Origin of the sequence: Sphingobacterium mizutaii, assembly GCF_900187125.1 — a bacterium.
Lineage (GTDB): Bacteria > Bacteroidota > Bacteroidia > Sphingobacteriales > Sphingobacteriaceae > Sphingobacterium > Sphingobacterium mizutaii.
This window is the reverse complement of sequence record NZ_LT906468.1, coordinates 824,274-845,754: the sequence shown is the minus strand read 5'-3', so window position 1 is coordinate 845,754 and position 21,481 is coordinate 824,274. Positions and strand designations below refer to the sequence as shown.

The 21,481-nt window shown below is 40.8% G+C and carries 18 protein-coding genes and 5 tRNA genes; 3 read left to right on the top strand and 20 right to left on the bottom strand.

What is annotated here, in order from left to right:
* Positions 1 to 43 precede the first annotated feature (43 nt).
* The 8 genes from rpoB to CKW03_RS03620 form a co-directional block, all read right to left on the bottom strand.
* Positions 44 to 3,853 (bottom strand): DNA-directed RNA polymerase subunit beta, encoded by a 3,810-nt coding sequence (rpoB, locus tag CKW03_RS03655; protein WP_093098566.1) that lies wholly within the window; start codon positions 3,851 to 3,853, stop codon positions 44 to 46.
* A gap of 163 nt (positions 3,854 to 4,016) precedes the next feature.
* A complete protein-coding gene (gene rplL / locus CKW03_RS03650) occupies positions 4,017 to 4,397 on the bottom strand; it encodes a 50S ribosomal protein L7/L12 (RefSeq protein ID WP_093098564.1) in 381 nt (126 codons plus the stop codon).
* Between the two features lie 82 nt (positions 4,398 to 4,479).
* Positions 4,480 to 4,998, bottom strand: coding sequence for a 50S ribosomal protein L10 (gene rplJ / locus CKW03_RS03645; RefSeq protein ID WP_093098563.1), 519 nt, complete (start codon positions 4,996 to 4,998; stop codon positions 4,480 to 4,482).
* Positions 4,999 to 5,000: 2 nt separating this feature from the next.
* Positions 5,001 to 5,699, bottom strand: coding sequence for a 50S ribosomal protein L1 (gene rplA, locus CKW03_RS03640; protein ID WP_093098561.1), 699 nt, complete (start codon positions 5,697 to 5,699; stop codon positions 5,001 to 5,003).
* A 22-nt stretch (positions 5,700 to 5,721) separates the two neighbouring features.
* The gene (rplK, locus tag CKW03_RS03635; RefSeq protein ID WP_093098559.1) at positions 5,722 to 6,165 is read right to left on the bottom strand and encodes a 50S ribosomal protein L11; all 444 of its coding nucleotides are present in this window, start codon (positions 6,163 to 6,165) and stop codon (positions 5,722 to 5,724) included.
* Positions 6,166 to 6,318: 153 nt separating this feature from the next.
* Positions 6,319 to 7,542 carry an FG-GAP repeat domain-containing protein gene (locus CKW03_RS03630; protein ID WP_093098557.1) on the bottom strand — a complete coding sequence of 408 codons (1,224 nt, stop codon included), beginning with the start codon at positions 7,540 to 7,542 and terminating at the stop codon, positions 6,319 to 6,321.
* A gap of 82 nt (positions 7,543 to 7,624) precedes the next feature.
* The gene (locus CKW03_RS03625) at positions 7,625 to 8,641 is read right to left on the bottom strand and encodes a glycoside hydrolase family 18 protein (RefSeq protein WP_197700971.1); all 1,017 of its coding nucleotides are present in this window, start codon (positions 8,639 to 8,641) and stop codon (positions 7,625 to 7,627) included.
* Positions 8,642 to 8,653: 12 nt separating this feature from the next.
* Positions 8,654 to 9,877: a DUF5009 domain-containing protein gene (locus CKW03_RS03620; protein ID WP_236736508.1), complete on the bottom strand. Its 1,224-nt coding sequence runs from the start codon at positions 9,875 to 9,877 to the stop codon at positions 8,654 to 8,656.
* Between the two features lie 95 nt (positions 9,878 to 9,972).
* On the opposite strand from CKW03_RS03620, the gene CKW03_RS20265 reads away from it, so the two are divergent.
* A complete protein-coding gene (locus CKW03_RS20265; protein ID WP_139185474.1) occupies positions 9,973 to 10,167 on the top strand; it encodes a hypothetical protein in 195 nt (64 codons plus the stop codon).
* A 526-nt stretch (positions 10,168 to 10,693) separates the two neighbouring features.
* Here CKW03_RS20265 and nusG read toward each other — a convergent pair.
* The 8 genes from nusG to CKW03_RS03580 form a co-directional block, all read right to left on the bottom strand.
* Positions 10,694 to 11,239, bottom strand: a complete 546-nt coding sequence (gene nusG, locus CKW03_RS03615) for a transcription termination/antitermination protein NusG (RefSeq protein ID WP_093098554.1) — start codon at positions 11,237 to 11,239, stop codon at positions 10,694 to 10,696.
* Positions 11,240 to 11,259: 20 nt separating this feature from the next.
* Positions 11,260 to 11,454 (bottom strand): preprotein translocase subunit SecE, encoded by a 195-nt coding sequence (secE, locus tag CKW03_RS03610; RefSeq protein WP_093098552.1) that lies wholly within the window; start codon positions 11,452 to 11,454, stop codon positions 11,260 to 11,262.
* A 24-nt stretch (positions 11,455 to 11,478) separates the two neighbouring features.
* A tRNA-Trp gene (locus CKW03_RS03605) sits at positions 11,479 to 11,549 on the bottom strand.
* 234 nt (positions 11,550 to 11,783) lie between these two features.
* Positions 11,784 to 12,971, bottom strand: a complete 1,188-nt coding sequence (tuf, locus tag CKW03_RS03600; RefSeq protein ID WP_093098550.1) for an elongation factor Tu — start codon at positions 12,969 to 12,971, stop codon at positions 11,784 to 11,786.
* Positions 12,972 to 13,043: 72 nt separating this feature from the next.
* A tRNA-Thr gene (locus tag CKW03_RS03595) sits at positions 13,044 to 13,115 on the bottom strand.
* A 90-nt stretch (positions 13,116 to 13,205) separates the two neighbouring features.
* Positions 13,206 to 13,278: transfer RNA gene (locus CKW03_RS03590), tRNA-Gly, on the bottom strand.
* Between the two features lie 58 nt (positions 13,279 to 13,336).
* Positions 13,337 to 13,420: transfer RNA gene (locus CKW03_RS03585), tRNA-Tyr, on the bottom strand.
* A 25-nt stretch (positions 13,421 to 13,445) separates the two neighbouring features.
* A tRNA-Thr gene (locus CKW03_RS03580) sits at positions 13,446 to 13,518 on the bottom strand.
* Between the two features lie 305 nt (positions 13,519 to 13,823).
* Here CKW03_RS03580 and CKW03_RS03575 point away from each other — a divergent pair.
* Complete coding sequence (locus CKW03_RS03575) at positions 13,824 to 14,975, top strand: BamA/TamA family outer membrane protein (RefSeq protein ID WP_261772024.1); 1,152 nt, start codon at positions 13,824 to 13,826, stop codon at positions 14,973 to 14,975.
* A 44-nt stretch (positions 14,976 to 15,019) separates the two neighbouring features.
* Here the strand turns inward: CKW03_RS03575 and CKW03_RS03570 are convergent, their stop codons facing one another.
* From CKW03_RS03570 to CKW03_RS03555, 4 genes are read right to left on the bottom strand one after another with little or no spacing between them, the layout of a single operon-like run.
* Entirely contained in the window at positions 15,020 to 15,478 is a 459-nt protein-coding gene (locus CKW03_RS03570; RefSeq protein ID WP_093098549.1) for a hypothetical protein, read from the bottom strand.
* A gap of 24 nt (positions 15,479 to 15,502) precedes the next feature.
* Positions 15,503 to 16,822 carry a sensor histidine kinase gene (locus CKW03_RS03565; RefSeq protein WP_093098547.1) on the bottom strand — a complete coding sequence of 440 codons (1,320 nt, stop codon included), beginning with the start codon at positions 16,820 to 16,822 and terminating at the stop codon, positions 15,503 to 15,505.
* 2 nt (positions 16,823 to 16,824) lie between these two features.
* Positions 16,825 to 18,180, bottom strand: a complete 1,356-nt coding sequence (locus CKW03_RS03560; protein ID WP_093098546.1) for a sigma-54-dependent transcriptional regulator — start codon at positions 18,178 to 18,180, stop codon at positions 16,825 to 16,827.
* 15 nt (positions 18,181 to 18,195) lie between these two features.
* The gene (locus tag CKW03_RS03555; protein ID WP_093098544.1) at positions 18,196 to 19,503 is read right to left on the bottom strand and encodes a TolC family protein; all 1,308 of its coding nucleotides are present in this window, start codon (positions 19,501 to 19,503) and stop codon (positions 18,196 to 18,198) included.
* A 569-nt stretch (positions 19,504 to 20,072) separates the two neighbouring features.
* Between CKW03_RS03555 and CKW03_RS03550 the strand changes: the two genes are divergently transcribed.
* Positions 20,073 to 21,326 carry an efflux RND transporter periplasmic adaptor subunit gene (locus tag CKW03_RS03550; RefSeq protein ID WP_093098543.1) on the top strand — a complete coding sequence of 418 codons (1,254 nt, stop codon included), beginning with the start codon at positions 20,073 to 20,075 and terminating at the stop codon, positions 21,324 to 21,326.
* Positions 21,327 to 21,481: the final 155 nt, after the last annotated feature.

Below are 21,481 nucleotides of genomic sequence, written 5' to 3'. Positions count from 1 at the left end.
AGCTTAAGAAGGTTATTCACCCTCTTAAGCTTAATTTGCTTGATTAATCTAATGTGATATCTAAACCTAATCCGCGTAGCTCGTGTACCAATACGTTGAACGATTCTGGTACCGATGGAGTTGGCAGGTTGTTACCTTTTACGATTGCCTCGTAAGTTTTCGCACGACCTACTACATCATCAGATTTTACAGTTAAGATCTCTTGTAGGATGTTGGATGCACCGAATGCCTCTAACGCCCAAACCTCCATCTCACCGAAACGCTGACCACCGAACTGTGCCTTACCACCTAATGGTTGTTGAGTAATCAACGAGTATGGACCAATTGAACGTGCGTGCATCTTATCATCAACCATGTGTCCTAATTTCAACATGTAGATTACTCCAACTGTTGTAGGTTGGTCAAAACGATCACCTGTCAATCCATTGTATAGGTAAGTACGACCTGACTTAGGCAAACCTGCTTTTTCCACCCACTCTTCTACTTGGTCCATTTCAGCACCGTCGAAGATTGGAGTAGCAAATTTAACGCCCAATTTTTGTCCTGCCCAGCCTAATACAGTTTCATAGATCTGTCCAAGGTTCATACGCGAAGGTACCCCTAGTGGGTTCAACACGATATCAACTGGAGTTCCGTCCTCTAAGAAAGGCATATCTTCATCACGTACAATACGTGCAACAATACCTTTGTTACCGTGACGTCCCGCCATTTTGTCACCTACTTTCAACTTACGTTTTTTGGCAACATATACTTTCGCCATTTGAACGATACCCGATGGAAGCTCATCACCGACAGAGATTGCAAATTTCTCACGCTTGAATGCACCTAACTCCTCATTAACTTTAATGTTGTAGTTGTGCAATGCAAGTTTGATCATGTCATTCTTGTCATCATCAGTTGTCCATCCTGTAGGATTAACGTTGTTATAGTCAAGATCAGTAAGGATCTTTTGAGTAAACTTAGCGCCCTTAGCTACCAATAACTCTTTGTAAACATTGTAAATACCTTGTGAGGTCTTACCATTTACGATCGTGAATAATTTCTCAACTAAACGATCTTTAAGAATCTTGATGTTTCTATCATGAGCAACTTCTAGTTTCTCTAAAGCTTTACGTTCAACTTCTTTAGACATTTTCTTCGCACGAGAGAACAACTTCGTATCGATAACCACACCTTTGATTGATGGTGGAGTTTTCAATGAAGCATCCTTCACGTCACCAGCTTTGTCACCAAAGATCGCACGTAATAACTTCTCTTCTGGTGAAGGATCAGACTCTCCTTTTGGAGTAATCTTACCAATTAAGATATCACCTTCGCCAACCTCAGCACCAACACGGATAATACCGTTTTCATCAAGGTCTTTCGTAGCTTCTTCAGAAACGTTCGGAATATCAGCAGTCAATTCTTCTTCACCACGTTTGGTGTCACGAACTTCAAGTTCGAACTCTTCAATATGTAATGAAGTGAATAAATCTTGTGATACTACACGCTCAGAGATTACGATCGCATCCTCAAAGTTGTATCCTTGCCAAGGCATGAATGCCACTTTCAAGTTTCTACCTAAAGCCAATTCACCGTCCTCGGTTGCATAGCCTTCACATAATACCTGACCTTTTTCAACCCTCTGTCCTTTCGTAACGATCGGTTTCAAGTTGATACAAGTATTCTGGTTGGTTTTCTTGAACTTGGTCAATTTATATGCTTTCACATCATCGTCGAATGATACCAAACGATCGTTGTCGTTTCTATCGTAACGGATGTGAATTTCTTGTGCATCTACATATTCTACTGTTCCGTTTCCTTCAGCATTGATCAATGTACGTGAATCTTTCGCTACACGAGCTTCCAATCCAGTACCTACAACCGGTGCTTGCGGACGCAACAATGGAACTGCTTGACGTTGCATGTTCGAACCCATCAATGCACGGTTGGCATCATCATGCTCCAAGAAAGGAATCAATGAAGCCGCGATTGATGTAATCTGGTTCGGAGAAACGTCCATATAGTCTAATTTCTCAGGCTCGATAATCGGGAAGTCACCCTCATATCTAGCTTTTACTTTAGCATCTAAGAAATTACCTTTATCATCATATAGAGCATTTGCTTGCGCAATTGTCTTATCATCTTCATCTTCAGCAGACAAATAAACAACTGGTTTATCAACCACAACCTTACCATCAGAAACGATACGGTATGGAGTTTCGATAAATCCTAGGTTATTGATTTTCGCATGAACAGACAATGAAGAAATCAAACCAATGTTTGGACCCTCAGGAGTTTCAATTGTACACAGACGACCGTAGTGCGTATAGTGAACGTCACGTACCTCGAAACCGGCACGCTCTCTTGAAAGACCACCAGGACCTAAAGCTGATAGACGACGTTTGTGCGTAATCTCAGCCAATGGGTTGGTTTGATCCATGAACTGTGATAACTGGTTCGTTCCGAAGAATGAATTGATCACTGATGACAATGTACGAGCATTAATCAAATCAGTAGGCGTAAACACCTCGTTATCACGAATGTTCATACGCTCACGGATAGTACGAGCCATACGAGCCAGACCTACACCGAATTGCGCATATAATTGCTCACCTACCGTACGAACACGACGGTTAGATAAGTGGTCGATATCATCCACCTCAGCTTTCGAGTTGATCAAGTTGATCAAGTACTTCACGATAGCGATGATATCTTCACGAGTCAATACTTTTGTATCCGACGGTGTATCAAGTTTCAATTTACGGTTGATACGGTATCTACCCACATCTCCTAAATCGTAACGTTTATCCGAGAAGAACAAACGGTCAATGATACCACGTGCAGTTTCCTCATCAGGAGGTTCTGCGTTACGCAATTGACGATAGATATGCTCTACCGCTTCTTTTTCTGAGTTGGAAGTATCTTTTTGTAAAGTGTTATATATAATCGAATAGTCCGCATTGTTTGACTCATCTTCCTTGGTCAGGATAATGGATTTCACTCCAGCGTCGATGATCAGGTCAATGTGGTCTTCTTCTAATATGGTTTCACGTTCAAGGATGATCTCGTTACGGTCGATCGATACTACTTCACCTGTATCTTCGTCCACGAAATCCTCTGTCCATTTGTTCAATACCCTAGCCGCTAAACGACGGCCAACGTATTTCTTCAATCCAGATTTACTAACTTTAACTTCATCTGCAAGGTCGAAAAGCTCTAAGATTTCCTTATCCGAATCGAAACCGATTGCACGTAACAAGGTAGTAACTGGGAATTTTTTCTTACGGTCGATATAAGCATACATCACGTTGTTCACGTCTGTTGCAAACTCGATCCAAGAACCTTTAAAAGGAATAACCCTAGCAGAATAAAGTTTAGTACCATTGGTATGTCTACTTTGACCAAAGAACACACCAGGGGAACGGTGCAATTGAGAAACGATAACACGTTCAGCTCCATTGATCACGAAAGTACCTTTTGGAGTCATGTACGGAATGGTTCCTAAATACACGTCTTGTACAATGGTTTCGAAATCTTCGTGTTCTTCATCATTACAAGACAACTTCAATTTAGCCTTTAAAGGTACGCTATAAGTCAGTCCACGCTCAATACACTCTTGGATATCGTAACGCGGTGGATCAATGAAATAATCCAAAAACTCTAGCACAAAGATGTTTCTTGAATCAGAAATAGGGAAGTTTTCTGCGAAAACCTTGTAAAGCCCTTCCTGATGGCGGTTGTCAGAAGTAGTCTCTAATTGAAAAAACTCCTTGAAAGACTCTAATTGTACGTCCAAGAAATCCGGATAATCAATCACCTTCTTACTTGTCGCAAAATTTACTCTTTCTTTTTGAATATTATTGTTTGCCAAGGGAATAAGAATTTAGTTTTAAAAAACTGAGCTAACATCTGCTGATTCCGTCTTCCGATCAAGCATCAGCAGGGGCTTGATCCATACACTATATTTATAAACAGGAATAGACTCTGATAGATTTGGACTATCAGAGTCTAAGTTTTTGGTGCATTATGCGAGATTACTTAATCTCAACAACAGCTCCAGCTTCTTCTAATTGTTTTTTCAAAGCTTCAGCTTCGTCTTTAGAAACACCAGTTTTTAATTCTTTAGGTGCACCGTCAACTAAGTCTTTTGCTTCTTTCAAGCCTAAACCAGCTAAATCTTTAACTAATTTTACGACAGCTAATTTCTGACCACCAGCTTCTTTCAAGATCACATCGAAAGATGTTTTCTCTTCAGCAGCAGCAGCACCATCACCAGCACCTGGAGCAGCAGCAACAGCTACAGCAGCAGCAGCAGGCTCAATACCGTATTCGTCTTTTAAGATATCAGCTAATTCTTTAACTTCTTTTACTGTTAAGTTAACTAACTGTTCAGCAAGTTGTTTTAAATCTGCCATTTTATTTTGAATTTTTGAATGTTCTTTTAAAAAAATTGTTAATTAAAATTTAACGAACGTTTGTTATTAAACTGAGGGTTCGTTAGCCTCTTTCTTCTAAAGCTTTTACTAAGCCTGAAATTGTATTTCCGCCTGATTGAAGCGCAGAAATAACATTCTTCGCAGGAGATTGAAGTAAAGCAATAACGTCTGCAATAAGTTCTTCCTTAGATTTAAGGGTCACTAATGCGTCAAGTTGGTTGTCGCCCACAAAAGCAGTCTCTTGAATGTACGCTGCTTTTAATACTGGCTTGTCACCTTCTTTACGTAATTGTTTGATCAATTTCGCTGGAGCATTCCCTGTTTCGGAAAACATTAGGGTTGAAGCTCCTTTTAATACGCCAAAGATCTCTTCTGAATCTACACCCGCCTCTAACAACGCTTTCTTAATCAAGGTGTTTTTCACAACCTTAATCTCGATTCCCTGCTCGAAACATTTACGACGAATATTATTCACCTTTTCTACAGTCAGATTAGCAGTGTCAGCAATATAAAAATTACCGTAAGATTTAATCTGTTCTGCTAAAGCTTCAACAATTTCATGTTTAAGTTCTTTTCTCATGATTAAATTCCTGCTACTGATTTAGTTTCAATATGAATACTAGGACTCATAGTTGAAGAAATGTGAATACTCTTGAAGTACGTTCCTTTTGCTGCAGACGGTTTCAAACGTGAAATTGTTTGTAACACTTCTAATGCGTTGTCATAGATTTTATCTGCGTCGAAAGACACTTTACCAACTGAAGTGTGGATGATACCTGTTTTGTCAACCTTGAAGTCGATCTTACCAGCTTTTACCTCAGTCACAGCTTTTCCAACTTCTGGAGTTACTGTTCCTGTTTTAGGGTTAGGCATTAAGTTTCTTGGACCTAAAATACGACCCAATTTACCTACTTTCGCCATAACACTAGGCATTGTGATGATAATGTCAACGTCAGTCCAACCACCTTCGATTTTGCTGATATAGTCATCAAGACCTACGTAGTCTGCACCTGCCGCCTTAGCTTCTTCTTCCTTGTCAGGAGTACACAAAACTAATACACGTACTGTCTTACCAGTACCGTGTGGCAATGTTGCAATACCACGAACCATTTGATTTGCTTTACGAGGATCTACGCCCAAACGAACGTCGATATCCACAGAAGCATCAAATTTGGTGTTGGTGATCTCTTTTACTAAAGCCGCAGCTTCTTTCAAAGAGTATGCTTTACCAGCTTCAATTTTGGATAGTGCCGCTTTTTGATTTTTTGTTAATCTAGCCACTTTCTTAAACTGATTTCGTTAATTAATTTTTCCAAGGAGCATCACCAGATACAGTGATACCCATACTACGCGCTGTACCAGCAACCATTCTCATAGCTGATTCTACAGTAAATGCATTCAAATCTGGCATCTTATCTTCCGCAATCTGTTTTATTTGATCCCATGAAATGGAAGCAACTTTCTTACGGTTAGGCTCTCCCGATCCGCTCTTAAGCTTCGCTGCATCTTTTAATTGAACAGCTACCGGTGGAGTTTTAATGATAAAATCAAAAGATTTGTCGGCATATACAGTGATCACAACAGGTAATACTTGACCTGGTTTGTCTTGCGTACGAGCGTTAAATTGCTTACAGAAATCCATAATGTTCACACCTTTAGCACCTAATGCAGGTCCTACCGGTGGAGATGGATTCGCAGCTCCGCCCTTCACTTGTAATTTTACTAACGCACTGACTTCTTTTGCCATTTTTTCTGTGATTTAATTTGTTAAATGTTTGTTAGTAAGTTGGAAGCAATAACGTAACATTTAATTCTCGATGGCAACAAAACATAGTTTTGCAACCAAACGAGGTGCAAAGATAACTAAATATCTGATAATAAAAAAGTATTTTTTCTTTTTTTATTTACCTAGTAATAAGCGTACTTGGTCCCCCCAGGCACCGATCATCAAGTCCGGAATCTTATCCCCATTCACATCCCCCACATCGATCCCCCAGGCTCGCTCCACCGTCACCTTCGGAATGGCCTCCTTTGTGGCAAAACTGAACTTGCCCGAACCGTCATTCTTCAAGGCCTGGACCTGCATCGCCTCAAATGGCGGAATCTTCAATGCACTCAATATTATATCTAGATCCCCGTCGCGATCATAGTCGATCACATTACAGGCATAGGTTGAAAATTCATAGGCAGGGATCCTGGCATCTGTCTCATCAACAAATTTTCCCTCACCTTTATTAATAAATAAACGTCCCGTAGGGTTTCGCTCCTTCTTTCCACCATTACTGGTCAGGTTGGCAAAGAAAATATCATCCTTTCCATCCTTATCGGCATCGAATACGATGACCTCCCGACTATGCAAGGGCTCTGTGGTTTGCAAAGCACCCTCCTGTTCTGTAAATTTTCCCTTACCATCATTGAAATACAATCGGCTCGGTGGAGTTTCGGTACCCAATACCATATCTAAATCACCATCGCCATCGGCATCAAATAATTTGACCGACTGCACCTCGTCCTTGTTGTCAGGCAGACTTCCCGGTGCCGAATCAATCAGGTAGCCCGGTTTATTCGGATCATTTAACCAAATAAAGGTCCTTGCCCCTTCGCCGGTATTACCAATAACGATATCCGGCAACCCATCTCCATTCACATCCCCTATATCCAATCCATTGCCCTCACTCTTGCCCAACAAAGGGTCTGAAACATTCCGAAAGGTGCCATCCCCATTTCCTAAATAATATTCATGGGTTTTATTGTCTTCAGCGACGAATATCACATCTGAAAAACCATCATTGTCCATATCGGCAACACGCACATGCTCTGTATCGTTATTTTCATTCACAAAAACATCCTTCTTCCAAGTGAAATTACCATTGCCGTCATTGATATAAAGACGGTTGGGTTGCATTTCCAGCGCAAAGATGGCATCCAATGCGCCATCTCCATTCACATCTACCAAAGCAACATCCAAAGCATGCGTCTTTGGATCCAGGGGTATGCTGCCTTCTGTAACGTCAGAAAAATAAGCGGTCTCATTATCCTGTGCAAAAACAGTATGTCCTTGGCTTAGGGCAAGAAAAATCAATGCATAGCCCAAATATTTGGGCTTAAAATTTAGAATAATCATAAGCTTATTTTTTAAGGTTTACAGAAATTGTGTCTATAACTACTTATTATCAACAGTTTACAGCAACATTTGTTTGTAGACCCTATTTCAGCCCTTCATACAGCGCCTTGCTCAAGGTCAGCTGATCATCATCCCCTTTAAATTCCCAATACATGGCCCCTAGGATGCCTTGGGATTTGATATAGGCAGCTTTTTCCCGGATCGACCTTTCATTCTCAAAGGTCAACACCAACTTCCCGGTGCTGTCCACTAAATAAGGTACTTTCGATTCATCATCCCATTTTTCTTCAAACTGGGTCAACTTGGGTATGTTTCGGAACATCACAAAATCACTCACCTGCACTTTATCTCCTCTTCCATAGAATGGAATCCCCATCACCAATTTGTTCTTCGGAACACCGGCATCAATATGGGCTTGCAAGGCTTCTACCAAGGTAATACGTCCAGCAAGATCCGATTTATATAGACTATTATGTTGCAATGGAGGTTTTGAGACATCATACATCATGATATTCACAAAATCAATATCCTTATCGATCGCTCTAAAATCAATATATTTTCCATCTGCTATGGTCGCTAGGGTCAATAATTTTTTCGGACCGATTGCCTTACGGATATCCTGCATTAAAAGGGTAAAGTTCTTGGTATCATCGGGAGAGGAAGATATGCCCGCTTCATCACTGGTCGGATATTCCCAATCAATATCGATTCCATCCAGATCAAATTCCTTTACGATCTTTTGGCAATCTTTAGCAAAGCCCAATCTATTGTTCTTGTCTGCTGCCATTTCACTGAATCGACCGGAGGTCCAGCCACCGATCGACAACAAGATCTTAAGATCCGGATGATTCTTTCTTAAGGCTACAATCTCCTTTAACCTTGCTGGGTTATCTATTTTCACCCCATTGAAAGTCTCATTGACATGGCCAAAGGCATAATTAATATGGCTGATCAAATTAGGGTCAGGCATCGGACCTTTCCCCGAAGTAACATAAGCGATGATTACAGGCTTCTTCCCTTGGGCAACCAAGCTAAAGGGAACTGCAAACAGCATAATTAGAGCCATTAGGATCAGCTTGTTCGTGTGATTTCTTTTCATAGTATTATGATATTATAGTTTAAGTTTTATACCAAAACGGTTCAACAAGATGCCAAACCAAAGCATTAAATAGGCCCATAGCAAGGAACCCAATACAGCTAACCACATCTGGTCAGGCTGCTTATAGAAAAACAAGGGAATACCGAATCCCCAAACCAAGAAATAGATCAGGTCGGGAGCCAAATAAGTAGTTAATGAATTTTGACCCGCCAGTTCAAAAAGTCGACTATATTTATTATTCCCTCTGACATCTATAAAGTAATAGACCAGGACAAATAGCATAATGCTGATCCCGTTGCAAAGCATGCCCCAGGATGGAGTCGCTTGGATCTTGGACACGATGAACCATTGATGGAATATCAAGCCCACAACCAAGCTAATAAGGCCATACATGGCTAGATAAATAGCCAGCTTCTTCCAATCCTTTGAATATTTTTTAACAATCAGGGTCGCTGCCATTCCTGAAAGCACAATCATCGGCACATTCCCATGAAGGACCACATCAAAAAATTCCTGGAAAGAAAACATCTGCGGAATCCAACCGCTCAAGGATGCTACATTCAGGAATAAGAAAAAGATAATGGCCAAGAATGCAGCCCAAAGCTTGTCCCGAAGCAGCAGATAGACCGAACCTGCTACCAGATATCCCCAACCGATCTGCCCTAAAATGCCCCACCAACTCTTCTCAAACCAAGCCGGTGATTCTGGAGTTCCAGCCCGAAATATATAGGCTAAACCAAGCAGCCCTACTATTCCCAACAACTTCAGCCCGACAAATAGGTTCTTATTTCTATCCTTTGGATAGTTATTCCAGATCAAAAAGATACAGACATAGACCAATCCTATCCACAGCAACTTGTTCATGCCCGTCATTTCCGGATTCAAGCTGCTGGAATTAACCACCAATAATCCAATAATGATCAAGCTAATCGACCTGCTGATGATATGAAACCAGATCTGCCAGGTCGGTTCACCTATTTTCCGTCTAGCAGCCACCGCATAAGGAATTGCCATACCCACCATAAAAAGGAAGCCCGGAAACACCCAATCCGCCAAACCCATACCATCCATATCAGCTTCCGTATGCAACAGCCATTTCGGTACCCCAGGAATAAAGAGATCATTGACAAACAACATCAAGAACAAGGTCAAGCCTCGCATAATATCAATAGCACGAACCCGTAATTTCTTAGGTTCAGGCGGATAAGAAGTAATGGATGGTGACTTCGACATCATTAATTTAGGTAATTCAATTCCTAAATATACAAAATTGAATCGGACTTGAATGCTATGGAGTAAGCCGGGTCTAAGACGATCATAGCGGAGCCGAGATGACTATTAATAGTGTCCAAAGGATCATCGAAGTCGAGATGACCAACAATAGTATCCTAAAGGAGCAGAGCCGAGATGACGTTCGGGGATCATACTCACAAAGGTTGAGAGACAATCAGCGGAGGCGAGATGACGTTCAACCGTCGGGTTTGGAGGATGGGCCAAGACCTATTCCCATTCCGGTGTCATCGTGACGAAGGAACGATCTCGGAACCATACTAACAATGATTGCATTGGCGTACAGGTCCTGCACCTTTCGGTGCACGATGACAGAGCCTGATGGAAGAGAACCGTACAGATTCTTCACTACTCGTTCAGAATTGGAAATGAGTTAAAGAGGGATTAATAGAAAGCTAATTAGCGAAGCCGAGATACCGCCCAACCATCGGAATATGATCTTGGTCCATCCTCACATCCCTTCCATCCTGGTTCATTCCATGATCTTGGCCCATCCTCTCATCCATTCCATCCTGGTTCAAATACCAATGGGCGAATTCAATTCGCCCCTACCAAAATTGACAAATTTATAGCCGAATGATATTCTTCCAATAATCCTGTGCCGGGTCTCAAACGGTTATCTAGCGGAGCCGAGACACCGCCCAACCAACGGAATATGATCTTGGCCCATCCTTGGTTGGTGAGCGGAGTCGAACCACAAAAAAAAGCCCTATCCAACTGGATAGGGCTTCTAATGTCTTTTGTTTGCTGTCTAAAAAGAACTTACTCTTTTTCAACTTGCATATAATTCAGCTCAAGAGGCGTCTTACGACCGAATACTTTTACCATTACGGTTAATTTCTTCTTATCTTCATGTACCTCTTCGATTTCACCTGTAAATCCGTTGAAAGGACCGTCGTTTACTTTTACGGTCTCACCAACGTAATAAGGAACGCTGATTGATTCACCTTGCTCAGCCATTTCGTCAACCTTACCTAAAATACGGTTAACTTCAGCTGGACGTAGAGGGATTGCATTACCTGCTTTATCACCTAGGAATCCGATTACACTATTTACGTTTTTGATTGCGTGTTCGATCTCACCGTCCAATGCCGCTTCGATCAAAACATACCCAGGGTAGTAGTTACGTTCTTTGGCAACTTTCTTGCCATCGCGCATTTGGTAGTATTTCTCCATAGGGATCAATACTTGGGTAACCAAATGTTGTATGCCCAAGCGGTTGATTTCAGCTTCAAGGTATTGTTTTACCTTCTTCTCTTTTCCGCTAACAGCACGCACAACGTACCACTTTAAACTTTGATCTGCCATAATACTGTTGGATTAGAAAATTAAGACGCTGTATTGTACAGCAATTCCATTACATTACTTGATGCTTTATCCATTATAAAAATCACCAAGGCAATAATAACAGATGCAATAAGTACAATAACCGCATGACTTTGTAATTGCGCCCAAGTAGGCCAAGTCACTTTCTCAGTAACCTCTGTATAAGAGTCCTTAATAAAATCAAGTACTTTTGCCATTTTTTAAGTTTCTATTTTTATTAGCACGGGCACTAGGATTCGAACCCAGATCGAAGGTTTTGGAGACCTCTATTCTACCATTGAACTATGCCCGTGTAGATTTTTTTGATGTTGCAAATATAGGCTTTAGACCCCATTGCAGCAAATATTATTTCAATTTATTTGCGATTTCCGCAAGATTTCTTTCTGGTCAAACTATTCTTTTTTAGCTACCGAACTCCCCTACTTCGCTAAGTATTTGAGGCTCAACAAAAACGAATAATTCAGAAAAAATAAGCTAATTAGCCGGAGCCAATTAGCTTATCTTTTATTTAGATAATCCTTTGGGATTATTTAATGATTTCAGTTACCTGACCAGCACCTACTGTTCTACCACCTTCACGGATAGCGAAACGTAGACCTTTTTCCATAGCGATAGCGTTGATCAACTTAACAGTGATTGTTACGTTATCACCTGGCATAACCATCTCAGTACCTTCTTCTAGAGTGATCTCTCCAGTTACGTCAGTTGTACGGAAATAGAATTGAGGACGGTATTTGTTGAAGAAAGGAGTGTGACGACCACCTTCTGCTTTCGACAATACGTAAACCTCAGCTTTGAAGTCTGTGTGTGGAGTTACTGAACCTGGTTTACAGATAACCATACCACGACGGATATCAGTTTTCTCAATACCACGTAACAATAAACCTACGTTATCACCAGCCTCACCGTAATCTAAGATCTTACGGAACATCTCAACACCTGTTACTGTAGATTTCAAGTTCTCAGCACCCATACCTAAGATCTCAACTGGATCACCAGAGTTGATTACACCTCTTTCGATACGACCAGTTGCAACTGTACCACGACCTGTGATCGAGAATACGTCTTCGATAGGCATCAAGAAAGGAAGATCTGTCAAACGTGGAGGGATTGGAATGTAGTTATCTACAGCATCCATCAATTCCATGATTGAATCAACCCATTGAGTCTCTCCGTTCAAAGCACCTAATGCAGAACCTTTGATTACTGGAACATCGTCTCCTGGGAATTCGTAGAATGATAATAATTCACGAACTTCCATCTCAACTAAGTCTAATAACTCAGCGTCATCAACTAAGTCAACTTTGTTCAAGAAAACTACTAACGCAGGAACACCTACCTGACGAGCTAATAGGATGTGCTCGCGAGTTTGAGGCATAGGACCATCTGTAGCAGCAACTACGATGATAGCTCCATCCATCTGTGCAGCACCAGTTACCATGTTCTTAACGTAATCGGCGTGACCTGGACAGTCAACGTGTGCATAGTGACGGTTAGCTGTTTGGTATTCTACGTGTGAAGTGTTAATTGTGATACCACGCTCTTTCTCTTCAGGAGCAGAGTCAATTGAATCAAATGAACGAGCCTCTGAAAAACCTTTATCAGCTAAAACTTTAGTGATAGCAGCTGTTGTAGTTGTTTTACCGTGGTCAACGTGACCGATAGTACCAATGTTTAAGTGCGGTTTACTACGGTCAAATTTCTCTTTTGCCATGTTTATGCGAATTAGTAATTATAAAATATTTCTTTTAATTAATCTTACAAAGTTACAAAACTTATGTATTCGAGCCAAAGATGGGATTTGAACCCACGACCTCTTCCTTACCAAGGAAGTGCTCTACCCCTGAGCTACTTCGGCTTTCAAAAAGCTTATTTACAGATATAAGCCTCTACCCTTTCAAAAATAAATTGTTAAGAAGACAGAGACTTAGATTTGTTTTATAAATTGAGCGGAAGACGAGGTTCGAACTCGCGACCTATAGCTTGGAAGGCTATCGCTCTACCAACTGAGCTACTTCCGCTTTTCAGTTTTACACTCAGGAATTCTGGCCTTTAACAACCAGAAGAATGAAAACTTTTTGGTGGAGGGAGAAGGATTCGAACCTTCGAAGCCGAAGCAACGGATTTACAGTCCGTCCCATTTGACCGCTCTGGAACCCCTCCAGACCTACAACTTGCGTTGTTTTTGAGCCTCCTATCGGAATCGAACCAATGACCTACTGATTACAAGTCAGTTGCTCTACCAGCTGAGCTAAGGAGGCGTGCTTTATTTAATAAAACTTTCTGTTTTAAAGAACGGCTATCTTTGGATAGCGAGTGCAAAAATCTAATATTTATCTGATATTCGCAAGTTTTATTTTTAATTTTTTTTCTACTTAAAGAACAATCCCTTTTCGGTACTCATTTTCCCGATTTGATGTTGCAAAGATAGCTACTCCATGAACATATCAAAAATATTTGGTCATTTTTTTTGCTCCTGAAAACCATATCATTGATATGCAAGTAAATAATTTTCATATTCCATTTCAAAGGATACCCTATATTTGCACAAATAACTCGGATTGCTTTGAAAAAATATTCGCTATTAATATCGCTATTTATCGGCCTTTGTATCTCCCCTAAGCTTGGAAACGCCCAAGAAAAACCTGGAATCATCCAAAAATTGATGCAAAAATTCGTCTCCTCCAAGAAAGATTCTTCCCGATCCGGAAGCTTCGTCGTCCTGCCTGCCATCGGTTATGCACAGGAAACTGGATTCGAATACGGCATCGCAAGTACCTATAATTTCTATATCGACAAAGAAAACCTAGATAGCAGAACCTCAAACGTTACCCTAATCGGTACCTTGACCACCAAAAAACAAAAGAATATAAAACTGACCTCCGACATCTGGACTAAGAACAATGACTACCATATATTAACCGAAATGCGCTTCAGAGATTGGCCTTTCAATTTCTATGGCCTCGGAAATGATACCTGGAAAGCAGATGAAGATTATCTGGACCAAAAACTCTACCGCATCAAACTGGATGGGGAAAAGAGATTCGCCCCTAATTTTTATGCCGGTGTCAATTTAAATTACGAGAACTTCGAATTCAAGGATATGGAAGCTGGTGGTGTTTTTGAATCTCCAGAAGTGTATGGTAAAGATGGTGGCCAATACCTAGCCCTTGGTGTTTCTGCCCTATATGACACCCGTAATAACACCACATACTCTACCAACGGATTTTATAGCCGGGTAAAATATAGCTTTGCCCCTAACTTCTTTGGGAAGGATAATTTCACGGGAAACCAAATCGAACTGGATGTTCGTGGCTTTTATCCGATCAATAAAAAACTCACCATCGCCGCCCAAGGTCTGTACCGTGGCACCTACGGTAAAAACGTACCATTCTATGTCATGCGTGAACTGGGTGGGGATATGACCATGCGTGGATATTACCTGGGCCGATACAAGGACAAAAATTACCTTACTGCGCAAGCAGAACTGCGATACCGTTTCATCCCTCGTATTGGCGTCAATGCATTCCTAGGTACGGGTAGCACCTTTTCAAAACAACATGATATACGCCTGATTCCGTCCTACGGTGCTGGATTACGCTATTTCTTCAGCCTTGAACACAATAGCAGCATCCGTTTAGACTATGCTTATGGCGAACAGAGACCGGGAGAGAAAAGACAGTCTGGCTTTTACTTAAGTATCAGTGAGGCTTTTTAATGAGAGAAAATAAAAAGAGGGGTTAAACTTATTTTATCAGTGCCCTAAAGATATCTCAGCAGGAAATCTTGTTTTCTTTGCCCATCCCTTTTCATTAGGATACCAAAATTGAACAAATTGATAGATACGGTCACTCGCTGGTCGGCAATCAGTTTTTTCCATTGCCTCTTTTGTTTATAGGGCTCATGGAAAACAATGATTTTCCCAGCATCTATCAATGGCAAGATAACTTCAGAATCCTCCTTCCCATTTACCAAATAAGATTGCGCATCTGGATTCTGTAGATCATCACTCAACATATTGACCTCCCAAAAACTCAGGATCTTCTTTAACAATGGAAAATAATTTGGATTGAAACCTTCCGGAAATTCAACAAAATTTGGGCTTTTATAGCTAGGGTTATAAATTACCTTTTCCGTCAAGGCATACACAAATGGGGAATGCGTACCATGCCTGCTGTTGGAAACCAAAAAATGATAGATATAGTCGAAGTAATACCGCATTGCGGCACAAAAATACAAATTGCTTTAGAATTGCAAGGTAAAGGTACTGCCTTCTCCTTCCACACTGTCCACAGAGATATTGCCGCCATGCATTAACATGATCTGCTTGCTAAGGGTCAGACCAACACCGGTACCTGTCTTTTTGGTCGTAAAGAATGGCGTAAAGATCTGTTCTTGGATTTCCGGAGACATCCCTGCGCCATTGTCCTGGATCTTCAATTGGATATGGTCCTTGGTCTCGATGGCTGACAAACTGATATAAGGCTCCTCTTCCTCCTTTACCGCTTCGATTGCATTCAATAATAAGTTGATGATGACCTGTTCCAGCAGATTGACATCCGCTCTCAATATCATCCGGGTATTCTTGATGATAATGTCGACATCTATATTTTTTTGGATCAAGGTAGGCTCCAATAATTGATAAATATTTTCAAAAAGTTGAACGACCAGTATCTCGGAAAACTGAGGCTGATCAACCTTATTGATCAACCGATAGCTCTTAGCAAACTGCAACAGCCCCTCACTTCTGCGCTTGATGGTAAAAATACCCAACTTTAAATCTTCAATATCCTGTTCGCCTTCCCAATGTTCTAAACGATCATGTAAGGTTTCCGCCAAGGAGCTGATTGGACCAATGGAGTTCATGATTTCATGGGTCAGTACCCGCAATAATTTATGCCAAGCCCTAGTTTCAGTTTCATCAATGGCCTCATTGATATTCTGATAGACGATAATGCGAAATGAGCCATCTTGCGTTTCAAAGCCCGAGCTTTGCATCAATAACTTAATCTTGCCTTTACTGGAATGGGCAGTTTCCATTTGATGCTTGCCCACCTGCAACTGCATGGTCTTGATATAAAGTTCAGGATGTCGTTTTTGCATACCTGAAATATTGCCCAGATGCGGAACTTGAAAAAGCTCCTTAAAGGCTTCGTTTAGCCAAATAACCTTCCCTGATTCAGCATGGTAAAATATGATGGCGGTATCCAACATATTGATGACCTTATTCAGGTACTGGTGTTGCAATGCCTGATCGATACTGATATTCTTATAGACCTCGTTGATCTGATTGAAAGCAGTATATAACTGCCCTTCAACAGATTTTTCCCTTTTCACCACAAACCTTCTTGTGAAATCACGATACTTCACCGCTTCGGAAAATTCTACCATCTGTTTCAAAAGAAATCGATGCTTTGAGAACATCCTATAGGAAAGGATCAGCAAAAAGAAAAAACCTAGACCGGCATAAAGATAAAAACCCTTAAATATCAAAAATGCTATACCTACGGCCAAAGCCATAAGGAACAGCATCTTAAAAAAATCTGCTATAGCCAGTTTGGTCATTATTAAAGGTTATATTTTTCTAATCGACGATATAATGCCGCACGAGTAAGGCCCAATTCCTTTGCTGCCTTGCTGATATTACCGTTATAGCGTTCAATGGCAGATTTGATGGCCTTACGCTCCATCTCTTCGAGATTATGGGATGAAAAATCGTCCACTATAGGTTTATCGGGCAACTGTTGTTCTATGGGTGAGAACAAAATGTCTTCAGGACGGATACTCTGCTGATCAGACATGATCACAGCCCGTTCTATACTGTATTGTAATTCGCGAACATTCCCCGGGAAATGATAGCCTTTTAATTTATTTATAGCATCCGCTTCCAATCCGCCAATGTTCTTATGGTATTTTTCATTATAGAATTTCAGAAAATGCTCCGCGAGAAGTGGGATATCACCTACCCGTTCCCTCAATGCAGGAACTTGGATTTCCAAGGTATTGATCCTATAGACTAAATCCTTCCTAAACCGACTCTCGTCAGCCAAAACTTTTAAGGGTACATTGGTAGCCGAGATCAAACGGATATCCACCGGAATAGCTTGACTGGAACCTAGAGGAACCACGGCCCTATTTTGGAGTACACTGAGTAATTTTGCCTGCTGCTGCAAACTGATGTTTCCAATTTCATCCAAAAACAAAGTTCCCGAATCGGCATGTTCAAAGCGACCTTTACGATCCTCCCGAGCATCGGTAAAGGCACCTTTCTTATAGCCAAAAAGTTCAGATTCAAATAAGGTTTCTGTCAGGGAACCCACATCCACCTTGACAAAAGCTTTCTTAGACCGTAAGGAACGCTGATGGATGGCATTAGCGATCAAATCCTTACCCGTACCATTCTCCCCTAAGATCAGGATATTAGCCTCAGTAGGCGAAACCTTATCCAACTTATATTGCAATTCTTCCATAATGGGAGAATTCCCAATAATTCCATGATGTTCACGGGGGCTGACGATCTGTTTCTCCTTTTGATTAGGTTTATTTTCTTCGTAAATACTGTTTAGGGTATTGAGCAACTGTTCATTTTGCCAAGGCTTAACGATGAAGTCAGAAGCACCTTGCTTCAGCGATTTCACAGCAAGGTCTACAGCTCCATAGGCAGTGATCATGACCACATTCACCTTTGGAAAATGCGTCTTGATCTTGGACAACCAAAACAAGCCTTCATTACCTGTATTGATGGCACTTTTGTAGTTCATATCCAGCATAACAATATCAACTGGATTCTTTTCCAGGATATTCATTAACCTCTCCGGATTATGTTCTACCAGTACTTCTTTGACGTTTGGTCTTAATAATATTCGTGTGGCGGTTAATAAATCTTGATCATCATCAACAACAAGAATGGTCGCTTTTTTCATTTAAAGCTAAGTTAATTATAAATTCAATGAACCTGCATAATAATCATTCACATATTTTTGCATCAACCATTCATATTGCCTAATGATCAATTGACTACGGGTGGCATCTAATTTATTCTTAGCCGTTAAATAAATGACAGAATTGCTGTTGCCGGCCTCGAAATGCACGGTTGCAATCCGAAAGGACTCTGCATAACTGATTTCTTGGTCCCGTAGATTCAGTACATTCTTTTGGGTAATGTTCAGATCGAAAACCGCTTGTGCCGTCCTCATCCTTAGATCATTACGCATAATATCCCTACTAAAATTCGCATCATCTAAGGATACTTGGGCCAAACGAACCTGGGTTCTGTTCTTGAACTGATTAAAGATCGGAATGGACAGAGTCAATCCCACCCCTTTACTCAGGTTATTCTTGATCTGATTGAATATTGCCCCGCCTTCTTTGCTATAGTTGGAGCTCATTCCACCGCTTAATGAAACACTAGGCCAATAATTAGATTTCGCCAGCTTTATGCCTTCCTCCATTTCTTTGATTCTCCAATCCAAGGCCTTATATTGAGGCAGGATATCCAAGGATTGCTGAAATAATTCCTCAGAACTCTTCGCTTGGATTTCGGTAGGGATATCGATAGCTTCTAATGACCCTACATTATTGACGTCCACATTCATCAAACCAGCCAGTTCTACCCGGGCATTGTTCAAGGTTTGTTTCGTTAATTCTACGGTGTTCAGGTCACTGCTGTATTGTCCTTTGATATCATATAGATCACCCGGATTGGTAGCCCCTTCCCTATTCAAGACCTCATGTCTATTTAGTTGCTCTTTAGTTACTGCCAATTGTCCCTCCGTCTGGATCAACATATCTTGTGCGGTCAAGACCTTGACATAAGCTTCTATAACGTCCAGTTTCAGTTCATTGACAAAGCCTTCATACTCCAGTTTGCCAGCATCAAGCGCATTGGACCGCATTCGGATATTATGGATAATATAGAAACCATTGAAGATGGGAACATTTAAGCTCAGGGATTGGCGCCCTGAGCTATTGTTCTGATCTATATATTGATTGGTAGTCGGATCGATGGACCTACCTTGAGAAATGTCATGACCGATATTGGCATTCAATGATGGTAAACGGTCATACTTGGCTTGTTTGTACTGAAGATCTGCACGATCGATTACCAGTTCATTTCTTTTTAAAGTAGGATTATTCTGTATCGCTTGCTGAATGCAATCGGCCAAGGACAGAGAACCACTCTGCCCTTTTGCCGTGCTAACTAAACAACAAACAATTATGATTACGTATATGTAATTTCTTTTCATCTAAAATCTTATTTCCCACTGCATTCCATAGGCTGTGCCAAATAATTAAAACATTGTTTATCAACATATTAATAATTAAAGAAAGCATAAGCTGTTCGAAGCCGAACATGAAAGTGTTCGCTTATGAACACTGAAAGCGATCAACAGCGGTGATTTTTTGAAGACTAGCCATGCATCCCTCAAATTTTGCATAAAGGATCTTGCCTGACTGGATGAATAATTGACCAAATTCGAGACATATTCGGAATTTTCGCAAAATGCCCTGCATGAAGTCGAATATTTTCTCGAAGCTGCCTCGAACATGGGTCGAATGAGACCAATAAAATGTAGCCTATTTTTCAGTGCAAAAGTAAATCCCAACATTTTTAAGCTTTTTAATTAAGTCCTTGAAAACCCAAATCAGCCCTACTATATAATTGCCTGCTTTTTTATTGTTCAGCATCGCACAATTACTGTTCGCTTTCGAACAGTCACATCTAGCATACTTTATTTAAAACATTGATTTTCATCATTTTAAAACTTTGGCACAACCTTGTATATGCATATTGCAAATTTGAACATAGAATTACATGGACAGACCAATTGAACAAAAGAAGTGGAATAGCAAAAGGATCCTAACTGTAGCTGGAATTGCAGGTATTGTTGCGCTGATCGGTGCGAGTTATTACTATACCAGTGGAAACAGCAAGTTGAATGTTGATGCAGAGCGTATTTCCATCTTTGAAGTTAAAGAAGATACATTTCAAGAATTCATTCCTATAAATGGTACCGTTCTTCCTATCAGCAGTATCTATCTAGATGCTTCAGTTGGAGGCCGTGTCGAAGAAAAGTATGTTGAAGATGGGGCACACCTGCATAAAGGAGATCCCATTATGCGTCTTTCCAATACAGATATGGAATTGAGTTTAGTTCAGAACGAAACTCAGGTCTTGAACCTTTTGACACAAGCTCAAATTGCACAGACCAATGCGCAACAGGCTTCCATTTCCAACAAAAACCAAATGGCAGATGTAGAACAGGCCTACAAGGAATCAAAACGTATATATGAATTGAACAAAAAACTTTTGGAAGAGAAAGCGATCGGTTCTCAGGAATATCAGAAATCGCTGAACGAATATAACTACCAAAAGGAAAGGGTTGAATTGACCAAGCAGATCTTGAAACAGGATGAAATTTCCAACAACCAAAAATTGAGTCAAGACCGCAAGACATACCAAAGTACCCAACAGGCATTGGATCTGATGCGCAAGAAAGTTGGGGATTTGATCCTTCGTGCTCCAGTTGACGGACAATTGACATCATTTGATGCGGAAGTTGGACAAAATAAGAACCCAGGTGAACGACTAGGCCAGATCGACGTACTGACTGGATTCAAGGTTCGTGCAGAAATTGATGAACACTATATCAACCGCATCTTCCCTGACCTTAAGGGACAATTCAGTATAGGTAATAAAACCTATGAGCTAAGGATCAAAAAGGTGTACACCCAAGTCAAAGACGGAAGATTCCAAGTGGATATGGAATTTGTCGGTGAAAGACCAGAAGGCATCCGTCGTGGTCAAACCTTAACTATCCGCTTAGCCTTAAGTGATGAAACTAAGGCAATACTATTAGCCAAAGGAGGTTTCTACCAACAGACCGCTGGAAACTGGATTTTCAAACTGGATAAGGATGGAAAAACAGCTTACCGCACAGATTTACAACTAGGAAGGCAGAATCCTGAATATTATGAAGTGTTAAATGGATTGAAACCTGGTGATAAAGTGGTGGTTTCGAGTTATGAAACTTATGATAAAATACAGGAATTAAACATAAAGCAATAAGTGTTTGCCTATTAACCGTCGTCAGTGAACCGCTAATTCGAGGCGACGGTTATTGAAAAGAAAACCAAATGAATAAATAAAACAATAAAGGCATGTCGAAGCGCTGTGATGGCTAGGAAAGCCTCACAGTAATTCGGCATAAAGACAAAACAACC